This is a genomic window from Rhodococcus sp. IEGM 1241 (genome assembly GCF_033142365.1).
GTDB classification, from domain to species: domain Bacteria; phylum Actinomycetota; class Actinomycetes; order Mycobacteriales; family Mycobacteriaceae; genus Rhodococcus_F; species Rhodococcus_F erythropolis.
This window is the reverse complement of sequence record NZ_JAWLSE010000001.1, coordinates 971315-981660: the sequence shown is the minus strand read 5'-3', so window position 1 is coordinate 981660 and position 10346 is coordinate 971315. Positions and strand designations below refer to the sequence as shown.

At 60.9% G+C, this 10346-nt stretch carries 8 protein-coding genes and 1 pseudogene; 2 read left to right on the top strand and 7 right to left on the bottom strand.

The window, feature by feature from the left end; translation table 11 throughout:
* Positions 1-24: 24 nt before the first annotated feature.
* The 3 genes from R4P70_RS04720 to prpD are packed head-to-tail and all read right to left on the bottom strand — an operon-like array spanning position 25 to position 3562.
* Positions 25-1146 carry a bifunctional 2-methylcitrate synthase/citrate synthase gene (locus R4P70_RS04720; RefSeq protein WP_047269777.1) on the bottom strand — a complete coding sequence of 374 codons (1122 nt, stop codon included), beginning with the start codon at positions 1144-1146 and terminating at the stop codon, positions 25-27.
* Positions 1143-2060, bottom strand: coding sequence for a methylisocitrate lyase (gene prpB, locus R4P70_RS04715; RefSeq protein WP_317559358.1), 918 nt, complete (start codon positions 2058-2060; stop codon positions 1143-1145). The genes R4P70_RS04720 and prpB overlap by 4 nt, the downstream gene beginning before the upstream one ends.
* On the bottom strand, positions 2060-3562 hold the full coding sequence (gene prpD / locus R4P70_RS04710; RefSeq protein WP_317559357.1) for a 2-methylcitrate dehydratase PrpD: 1503 nt from the start codon (positions 3560-3562) through the stop codon (positions 2060-2062). The genes prpB and prpD overlap by 1 nt, the downstream gene beginning before the upstream one ends.
* Before the next feature lie 167 nt (positions 3563-3729).
* Here prpD and R4P70_RS04705 point away from each other — a divergent pair, with 167 nt between their 5' ends.
* Both R4P70_RS04705 and R4P70_RS04700 read left to right on the top strand, forming a co-directional pair.
* On the top strand, positions 3730-5151 hold the full coding sequence (locus R4P70_RS04705; protein ID WP_317559356.1) for a short-chain fatty acyl-CoA regulator family protein: 1422 nt from the start codon (positions 3730-3732) through the stop codon (positions 5149-5151).
* Positions 5152-5218: 67 nt separating this feature from the next.
* Positions 5219-6214: an endonuclease/exonuclease/phosphatase family protein gene (locus tag R4P70_RS04700; RefSeq protein ID WP_317830462.1), complete on the top strand. Its 996-nt coding sequence runs from the start codon at positions 5219-5221 to the stop codon at positions 6212-6214.
* A gap of 71 nt (positions 6215-6285) precedes the next feature.
* Here the strand turns inward: R4P70_RS04700 and R4P70_RS04695 are convergent.
* The 4 genes and pseudogenes from R4P70_RS04695 to R4P70_RS04680 form a co-directional block, all read right to left on the bottom strand.
* Positions 6286-7422 (bottom strand): annotated as a pseudogene (locus R4P70_RS04695) (DUF222 domain-containing protein).
* A gap of 114 nt (positions 7423-7536) precedes the next feature.
* Positions 7537-9444, bottom strand: a complete 1908-nt coding sequence (locus R4P70_RS04690; RefSeq protein WP_317830461.1) for an alkyl/aryl-sulfatase — start codon at positions 9442-9444, stop codon at positions 7537-7539.
* A 68-nt stretch (positions 9445-9512) separates the two neighbouring features.
* The gene (locus R4P70_RS04685; RefSeq protein WP_095968513.1) at positions 9513-9836 is read right to left on the bottom strand and encodes an SHOCT domain-containing protein; all 324 of its coding nucleotides are present in this window, start codon (positions 9834-9836) and stop codon (positions 9513-9515) included.
* A gap of 24 nt (positions 9837-9860) precedes the next feature.
* Positions 9861-10289 (bottom strand): DUF6325 family protein, encoded by a 429-nt coding sequence (locus R4P70_RS04680; RefSeq protein WP_095968512.1) that lies wholly within the window; start codon positions 10287-10289, stop codon positions 9861-9863.
* Between the last annotated feature and the right edge of the window lie 57 nt (positions 10290-10346).

Here is a 10346-nt window from a genome sequence, read left to right as displayed (position 1 = left end):
GTCAGGCCACGATAGTTGAAAGCGTTATGCCACAACGGTCCGCTGTGGCACACCGGAGTACTGACTCAGCGGCCTGATCAGTGCATTCGACTGCCCCTGCTCGATGATGTGCGCCGTCCATCCGGTGATTCGACTCATCACGAAGATCGGCGTGAACATCTCGACATCGAAGCCCATGAGGAAATATGCAGGGCCGGTGGGGAAATCGAGATTCGGTTTGATTCCGGTGGCACTGACCATCGTCTTCTCGAGGATCTCGTACATCTGCACCCACTTCTCGCCGTCCGTCGCTGCCGCTACGTCGAGGAGCGCCTGCTTCATGGTCGGAACACGCGAATCACCGTTCTTGTAGACACGGTGTCCGAAGCCCATGACCTTCTCCTTGGCGGCCAACTTCTCCGACATCCAGGCTTCCGCGCGGTCTGGGTCGTCGATCTCGAGCATGTCGTGCATGACGGCTTCGTTTGCGCCGCCGTGCAGTGGGCCCTTGAGCGTGCCGATCGCAGCCGTCACTGCGCTGTAGATGTCCGAAAGTGTGGACGTCACAACACGAGCGGCAAAGGTCGAGGCGTTGAAGGAGTGCTCCGCATACAGGATCAGCGAGACCTCGAAGGCCTTCACGATCGCCGACTCCGGAACAGCACCGAAGCACATGTTCAAGAAGTTTTCGGCGAAACCCAGGTCCGACTGCGGCGCGATGGGATCCTGACCACGCCGGCGGCGGAAATCGGCTGCGACGATGGTCGGCAGCACGGCCGTCATCCGCAGTGCCTTGGCTAGATTGGCCTTCTCGGAGTTGTCGTCCTCCGCCGGATCCTCGGCGCCGAGGTAGCTGATCGCCGTCCGGACCACGTCCATCGGGTGGCAGTTGTCGGGCATCTTGGTCAGGAGCGAGAGCAGTGAGCGATCGGCACGGCGAGCCGCACGCTCACGCAGACAGAGCAATTCGAGCTGCTCGGGTGTCGGCAGTTCGCCGTACCACAGCAGGTGCGCAACTTCTTCGAAGCTGCAATTCGCGGCGAGGTCCTGCACTGCGTAACCGCGATACGTCAACGAATTCGTCTCGGGCACTACCTTGGAGATAGCCGTCGTGTCGACGACAACTCCGGCCAAGCCCTTGTAGATCGTCGGAATCTGTTCGGTCATGTCCTACTCCCCTCCAAGCTGAAATTGAAAATGCCACTGTCGAATTCGTTGTAACGCTCGTACTCGAGAATCTCGTACAACCTGCTGCGGTGCTGCATCTCACCGAGCAGCCCTTCTTGCGTGCCCTCCGCAAAAATCTCGCGCAGGCCCTTTTCGATGGCGAACATCGCCAACCGAAGAGTGGTCACGGGGTAGATGACGGCGTTGAAACCGATCTCTTCCAACGTCTTCGCCGAAATGAGATTCGACTTCCCGAACTCGGTCATGTTGGCGAGCAACGGAGTGTCGACTGCTGCGCGGAACTTCTCGAAGTCTGCTTCGGTGGCAAGAGCTTCGGTGAAGATCAGATCGGCACCGGCATCCGCGTAGGCCTTTGCTCGCTCGATCGCTGCGTCGATACCGTCGATTCCGGCAGCATCGGTGCGCGCGCAGATGACGAAGTTCGGGTCGCGACGTGCCGAGACTGCAGCACGAACTCGGCGAACCATGTCTTCGGTGGGCACGATCGCTTTGCCGTCGAGGTGCCCACAGCGCTTGGGGTTGATCTGATCCTCGAGGTGCAGGCCGGCTATACCGTCGTCCTCGAAGATCGTGACCGTGCGGGCAGCGCTCATGGGTTCACCGAAACCGGTGTCGGCGTCGATGAGCGTCGGGAGGTCGGTGACCCGCGCGATCTGCTTGCTGTGGGCGGCGACCTCGGTCAACGTGGTCAGCCCGATGTCGGGAAGCGCCAATCCGGCGGAATACGCACCACCCGAAACGTAGACACCTTCGAACCCGATTTCCTGAATGAGCCTGGCTGTCAACGGATTGATCGCACCGGGGAGTCGTTGAATCTTTCCGGACGTCAGCCCGGCCCGGAAGGCTATCCGCTTGTCGGCTGCAGACGTCGATGCGGCAATGAGGCCCGTCATCAGAAGAGTCCCTTGGCGACCTTGGGGGCCCGAGCGAGAACGTCTTCGGAAACGGTGAAGGTCAGCTGATCGAGTTCGCCTGCCTTCAATTCGGCGGTGCGCTGTGCCGCGTCGAGGAAGCGATCCTGTTCGCTCGGCTCGATGACGCCCTCGGCGAGGGTGCGGAACTTCGCGACGTACTGATCGCGAGCGAACGGACGTGCGCCGAGCGGGTGCGCATCGGCCACCGCAAGCTCGTCGACGATGACCTCGCCGCTCTTCAAGGTGATCTCGGCGCGGGCACCGAAAGCCTTCTCGTCCGGATCCGTCGAGTGGTAACGGCGTGTCCATTCGGGATCTTCGCGCGTGGAGATCTTGTTCCACAGCTCGATCGTGTCGGGGCGCTGTGCACGCTCGGGCGCGTAGGAATGCTCGTGGTGCCATGTACCGTCCTGCAGCGCAACGGCAAAGATGTACATCACCGAGTGATCGAGAGTTTCGCGTGATGCGGTGGGGTCGAACTTCTGCGGATCGCCGGAACCGGTGCCGATGACGACGTGGGTGTGGTGACTGGTATGCAAGACGATCGAGGCGATCTGGTCGAGATCGCCGACGCGAGAACGCATCCGGCGAGCGAGGTCGATCGGCGCCTGGCTCTGGTACTCCGCGGAGTGTTCCTTCGTGTACGAGTCGAGGATGGCGCGCTTCGCCTCACCAGAACCCGGAAGCGGAACGTGGTACTCCTTGTCCGGGCCACCGAGCAGCCAGGCGATCACGCCGTCTTCGCCTTCCCAGATCGGTGAAGGTGCACCTTCACCGCGCATCGCACGGTCGACTGCCTCGACGGCAACCTTGCCGGCCAGCGCCGGCGCGTATGCCTTCCAGCTGGAGATCTCGCCCTTGCGGGACTGCCGTGTAGCCGTCGTGAGGTGCAGCGCCTGGCCGATTGCCTGGTAGACCGTCTCGGTCTCCAGGCCGAGCAAGGTTCCGATACCTGCCGCGGCCGAAGGGCCGAGGTGTGCGACGTGATCGATCTTGTGCTCGTGCAGGCAGATAGCCCGAACCAGGTCGATCTGGATCTCGTAGCCAGTCGCCAGACCGCGAATCAGGTCTTGACCGTCACGCCCGGCGTGCTGAGCGACGGCAAGGATCGGCGGGATGTTGTCACCGGGGTGCGAGTACTCGGCGGCCAGGAACGTGTCGTGGAAATCGAGTTCACGAACCGCTACGCCGTTTGCCCAGGCGGCCCATTCAGGCGAGAAGGTACCCGAGATACCGAACACGGTGGAACCGGGCGTGTACGGATGAGACTGCGCCTGTGCACGCGCATTCACTACGGGGCGGCGCACCAGGGAAGCTGCGGCAACTGCCGCGTTGTCGATGATCCGGTTGACGATCATGTCGGACGTGGCGTCGGTGACCTCGACGGAATCCGTCGCAACTTCCGCGATCTTCCACGCGAGGTGGTCTTCCTTGGGGAACTCTTCGGCAGAGCGGTGGGTGCGTACGAGATGCGTCTTCATCGATCCTCTTCTCACGTGCTTCGGTATCTATTTGCACGCTACGCAGCTCGTTCACCTCGGGATAGGTCCTCGCAATTGCCTATTTGTGCAATAACAATCCTGCAATGTTGCGAATGTTGCGAATGGCTTCTCGGTAGGGTGAACCCGATCGGCACCGAGGAGATTCGATGAAGAAGATGTACGCGGGAGCGCGGCTGCGACGACTGCGGGAAGAACGAAACCTGTCACAGTCCGCACTGGCGAAGGCGCTCGAACTCTCCCCCAGTTATGTCAATCAGCTCGAGAACGATCAACGACCGCTGACCGTCCCCGTCCTTCTCAAGCTCAACGCCGAGTTCGATCTCGACGTGCAATTCTTCGCTTCCGATTCCGACGCACGACTCGTTGCGGACGTTCATCACGCCTTGGCTGAAACCTCGGAATCCGGGGACGTATCGCTGGCAGAGGTGGACGAATTGGTGGCCCGAATGCCGGCGGTCGGACGCACCCTCGTGATGTTGCACCGCCGCCTTCACGCCGCAACAGAGCAATTGGACCAGTTCTCGACGCAATTGTCCGGCGAGGCAGCATCTGACGTGTCGCTGGTGCCCATGCCTTACGAAGAAGTTCGGGACTTCTTCTACGACCGAAAGAACCACATCGCCGTTCTCGACGACGCTGCCGAGCGGATGTTCGTGGACAACGGGTTGTCCGTGGGAGCAGTGGATCTGCAGCTGGCACGACTGCTTCGCGATCAGCACGGCGTCACCGTGACGATCCGCACGGACGAACCAGACAAGCTCGGGCCCAAGCGCTTCTACGATCGGGAGAAGTCGATCCTGACCCTGGCGCGGCGTCTGTCGGCAGGCCAACGCGCATTCCAGATCGCGATGCAGTTGGCCTTCTTCACGCAGGCCGACGTGATCGATTCCCTTGTCGCCGAGGACGAATCGTTGAGTGCCGAGTCCGCGGCACTGGCTCGAATCGGACTCGCGCACTACTTCGCCGGCGCACTGCTACTCCCGTACACCCAATTCCTGGAATCGGCCGAGGCTCTGCGGTACGACATCGATCTGCTCAGCCTCAAATTCGAGGTCGGCTTCGAAACAGTTTGTCACCGGCTGTCCACTCTCCAGCGTCATGGCCAACGCGGCATCCCCTTCTTCTTCGTCCGAACCGATCGCGCCGGAAACATCTCGAAGCGTCAGTCTGCTACCGCTTTTCACTTCTCCAGAGTCGGCGGCAGTTGCCCACTGTGGGTCATCCACGAGGCATTCGCGAGCCCTGGACGCATCCTCACCCAGGTCGCGAAGATGCCTGACGGCCGGACGTACCTGTGGGTGGCGCGCACCACCCACAGCGGCGGACTCGGGTACCTCGCGCCCGAGCGGAACTTCGCCGTCGGACTCGGTTGCGACATCGGCTACGCCGATCGCATGGTCTACTCCCACGGAATCCAGACCGACGACCCCGCGACCATCGTGCCGATCGGCGCGGGGTGCAAAGTCTGTGACAGACCAGCGTGCTCTCAACGCGCCTTCCCCCAACTCGGCCGCTCGATCTCCGTCAGTGAGAACAGCAGCAGCCATCTGCCGTATCCGCAACAATAGGACGCAAACAATAGGGCGCACCGACTCCACCTGCGGTTCCTCTGCGCTACGACGCTCTTCTGCTTCCATGGACGTCATGCACCCCGATACCGTGACCCCTCGTCGACTGGTTCTTCGCCGCCTTTCGGCCGTGGTCGGCGTGGCCGGAATCGTGACTGGTGTGGTTGCCTTGATCGCAACTCAGCTGGACGTCGATCACAACATCGTGATCGTTCTGGCATCAGTGGCACCCTTGTTGATGATTGCTCCGCTGATCGGTGCCGTCGTCTCGGGTATCGGGCGTCAGTGGATCGTATGCGCCGCATCCCTTGTCGTCCTTGCACTGTTCGGATGGTCCGTGAGCCCGCTGTACATCAGCGGAACTGGCGAGTCGACGTCTGCGAACGGCCCGTCGATTCGGATGATGCAGGCCAACTTGATGATCGGTACAGCGGATCCGGAGTCGCTTGTGGCGATGGTCCGCGAAAGCAACGTCGACGTGGTGACGGTCCAGGAGTTGACGTACCAGGAAGTCGACGCGCTCGAAGCCGCCGGGCTCGAAGAGGTTTTGAGCCACCAGTTCCTGGTCCCCTACGCCGACGGCGGTGGCGGGGCCGGAATCTACAGTCGCTTTCCTCTCTCCAATCCACGTAGCCTCGACGGGTTCTCACCCGAAACGCTCTCGGCAGAGCTGAATGTCGGCTTGGCGCGGCCAGTTACATTGTTCGCCGTGCATCCGGCACCGGCGTACATCTCGCCGGCTTCGGTGTGGGCGGCCGAGCAGCAAAGGCTTGGGTCTTACATGAACGAAGCCGCCGGGATGGACAATGTGATAGTCAGCGGCGATTTCAATGCGTCGTACTCGAACAAGCAGTTTCGGAATCTCCTCAGAAACGGATATACCAGCGCCGCCGATCAATTGGGTTCCGGTCTGATCCCGACCTACCCGACCGACAAGTCGTATCCGGCGATGGTCGGTATCGACCACATCATCACCAAAGGCGCTGTGGCGACGTCCCTCGAACGGATCGAGATCAAGGGATCCGATCATCACGGACTGATCGCCGACATCACGTTGTCTTGAGTAAATACTGGATTGAGCACGCACCGGGGGCATGGTTATGCCCCGGTGCTCACGTCTTCAGTTGTCGCGGTTCACGCCGCTGTGGGTGGGCTGTTCCCGCCGATCGGCTGCTGATACGGGTCGATCGACATCGGCGGATAAAACGTCACTCCGTGTGGTGCAACGTCCGATGATGATGACCACACAACAAGATCAGATTATCGAGATCTGTTGGGCCACCATCATTCCAATGAACAATATGGTGAGCATCGCACCACCCCGACGGCGTCCCACACCCCGGAAACGCACACCCACCATCACGAACCGCCAACGCCCGCCGCTGCGGAACCGTCGCCGTTCTCGCTTCCTTACCGCACTCGAGCGGAACACCATTCTCATCCAACAAGATCCGCGTGATCGTGCAGTCGCAGGCCAGCATCCGGGCCGTGTCGATACTGATCGGACCTACCCAATCCGTCCACGCGAATCCCAACTCCTCAGTGGACGGCAACAGATCCTTCAAGGCTTTGAGGTCGGTCATGTCCTTCGCCGACGCTGTCACCGTGATGTGCGGTTTCACCCCACCCTCGATCGGACCCAACCCCGCCCGCTCGTACCGGCGCAACAACTCGCAAAACCCGTCCGCGCGCCGTAAAGCCGGAGTACGCGTGTCCTTGGCGCCGTCCTTCTCCGGTGTCGGAGCCGACAGGCTCGACAACAACGTGATCAACCGCGCCCCGTTCACCGCATCCAAATCACCCTTCACGGTCACCCGCCCGTACAAGCCTTTCGAGGCATAGAACTCATTGCGCTCAGAGTCTTCCCCGACCGGAACACCGTCCTCACGGTTGCCGTACTGCTTCTCGATCCGCCGAATCGCCGCCCGCACCGCATCACAATCCGCAATATTCTTCGACGCCAGATCAAGCAGAATCCTGCGAGCCTTGTCCACATCGGCACGATGAAACGCATCGCCCACCACGGGTTCGAGCATCAACAACCGCGCCAACCCGACCCAGCAGACTGCACTCACCGATCTCCAGATTCGTCGACCCGTGCAACCACTGCGCGATCGCCCGAAAACCCCTCCCGCCGAGAACCTCCCGGGAAAACATCTCCACGATCAGCAACACCATCCGCGACTGCAATTCGTGCCGGACACGCACCAGATCCAGAACCTCCCCCTCGAGGTCCTCACCATCCAGCTGCCACGAGCCCCGACTGCCCATACCGAAAGCTTAATCGAACACACTTTCGGCAACCAGGGACATGACGGACAACTTCAGAAGCGCCCAGAACTCGAGACTCGTTGAAATACATCATCATTGAACTGTCTCACGCCGCTAGGTCGGCGTGACTATCGCAAAATTCGGATCAGGCTCGTCAAGGTGCCCCGCAAGTTCTGCGAGTTTCGCCGGGTCGCCGGCAACCGAGATACTGCCGTTCGCAATCTCGGCGCCCAGGTCCGCACCACCGAGCAGCACACCGAGTAAGCCGAGACGACTCACACTGAACGTCGCATCCACAGACCCAGCATCTGCAGACCCACCTTCCACGTCGAAGTGGATCAGCACGCCGTTGCTCAGTTCCGTTCGGTGCACGATGTTTTCGTCGGTGATGTTCCAGTCGATGACGATGTGGGAATTCGCTGCACTCACTCCGTCCACGCGGAGCGACACAGCGTCGAACACCTGCTTCACCGACAACGCTGCGGTGATATCAGGAGCTGCAGCAACTGTGGGCGTACCCACCGAACCGTTGCGCAGTTCGTATGCACCGGTGAGGTAGAAGTTTCGCCAGGTGCCGTTCTCTGCGCCGTACCCGAGCTGCTCGAAGGTATCGGCCTGCAGGGTCTTGGCCTCGGTGTTGCCCGGTTCAGCAAAGATGACGTAGTTCACCACCTGCGCGACCCACCGAAAGTCGCCGCTCTCGTATGATTCCCGAGCTTTTCGGAGCACCTCTGCCGATCCGCCCATGAACTCCACGTGACGTTTTGCCGATTCGACGGGTGGATGCTCCCACAGATGCGCAGGGTTACCGTCGAACCATCCCATGTAGCGCTGGTAGATGGCCTTGACGTTGTGACTGACGGAACCGTAGTACCCGTGCGTGTGCCATGCCTGCGCCAATGCAGGTGGCAGTTCGATCGATTCGGCGATCTCGAGACCGGTCCACCCCTGATTGATTCGACGAAGTGTCTGATCGTGAAGGTACCCGTAGAGGTCGCGCTGCAATGACATGAACTCGGTGAGCCGTTCGGTCCCCCACGTCGGCCAGTGGTGGGACGCAAACAGAACGTCGGATCGTGAGGCGTAACGATTGATCGATTCGGTCAGGTACGCAGACCAGACGTGAGGATCTCGTACCAGGGCACCCCGTAGCGTGAGCAGGTTGTGGAGAGTATGAGTTGCGTTCTCCGCCATGCACAGTGCACGCAACTCCGGGAAGTAGAAGTTCATCTCGGACGGGGCCTCGGTTCCGGGCGTCATCTGGAACTCGATCCGAACGCCGTCGATCGTCTCCGTGTGACCTGTCGTCGAGATCGACACCGTCGGCGAAATGAGCGTCGGGGTCCCGGTTGAGGTGGTCTGCCCCAGCCCGGCTCCGACGGCACCGCGAGGACCTCGGGGCAATGCAGCCCCGTACATATAGGCCGCACGTCGAGCCATTGCCGTTCCCGCATAGACGTTTTCCTCGACGGCATGCTCCACGAGTCCAGCGGGGGCGACGATTACGCATCGCCCGGCAGCGACATCGTCGTCGGTGGTCACCCCTTTGACCCCACCGAAATGGTCGATATGCGAATGCGTGTAGATCACCGCGACAACCGGTCGATCACCACGATGCTCCCGATACAACGCGAGACCAGCGGCCGCGGTTTCCCGAGAAATCAGTGGATCGACGACGATGATCCCGCTCTCCCCCTCGATCAACGTCATGTTCGACAGATCGAGGCCGCGTATCTGATAGATCGAATCCGTCACCGCAAAGAGTCCCTGCTTGGCGACCAACCTCGACTGACGCCACAAGCTCGGATTGACGGTCGGCGGGCACTCCTCATCCAGGAATGAGTAAGAGTCGTTGTCCCACAGCACTTTTCCGTCCGGACCGGATACCACGCCGGGATCGAGCGCGCCGATGAACCCCCGCTCGGCATCGGTGAAATCGGTCTTGTCGGAGAACGGCAGGGTCTCGGCGACTCGGGCGTTCGCCGCTTCGACTGCGGCCGATGCTGCGCGTGGATCGATCATAGATCAGCCTTTCATCTTCAATTGTCCAGTGTGGTAAACCCGTTCAAGACTCCAATAATCAGCGGGGACTAGCTCAACAGCTGCGACTTTGCCGCCGCGAACTCCGCGTCGGTCAACACGCCGGACTGATGAAGCTGCCCCAGCTCCTGCAGCTTGGAGACCAGATCGTCAGCACCCGAAGGGGGAACGGACTGCACGGGAGCGACCTGCGCCGGCGGCGCTTGTTGCTGCTGGTACTCCTGCTGATATTCCTGTTGCTGCTCGGAAGCCTTCCGTTGACTCCGTCGATCCATGGCGTTGGACGTCGCTTTTGCGGTTCCAGCCACTACCGCAGTGCGTGCCACCGTGCCGAGCAATCCGGGCCGCCCTCTGCGTCCACCTCGAAAAACCATGCCGAACTCCTTGGGTAATTGTCGCTACTGAAATGCTGCTTCTACCGCTGCGACGACTACCTCGCGCGGTATCTGAACGTGAAGGACTACATCGCCGCCGCCACCGCGAACCGTCGTCGCGAGCTCACGCGCCCATGTCTGCTCGTAGACGATGACTGCGGCGGACGTTCCTGGTTCGAGTGACTCACGGACCACGTCCAGGTCCTCGTCACTGATCAATGCCTTGGCTTCGATGGAGAGAATCGCCAGTCCGATGTCGGTGAGATCTTCGTCGACGTCGATCTGCGACACCTGTCCGTTGGCGTCCTTGGCGATGTACACGAGGTCGAGCAGGGTGACAAAACCTCGTTCCACCACGTTCTGCAGCGCGGCGACAGCTTCAGGATCCACAGTTGAACCTGGGAATGCCAGCACCACGAGCTCGACCGGTCCGATGTTCATTGTGTCGTTCATCCATCAAGCCTGGTAGCTCTGGCGCGCAGTGACCTCACCCGCAGGGGATGAATTACC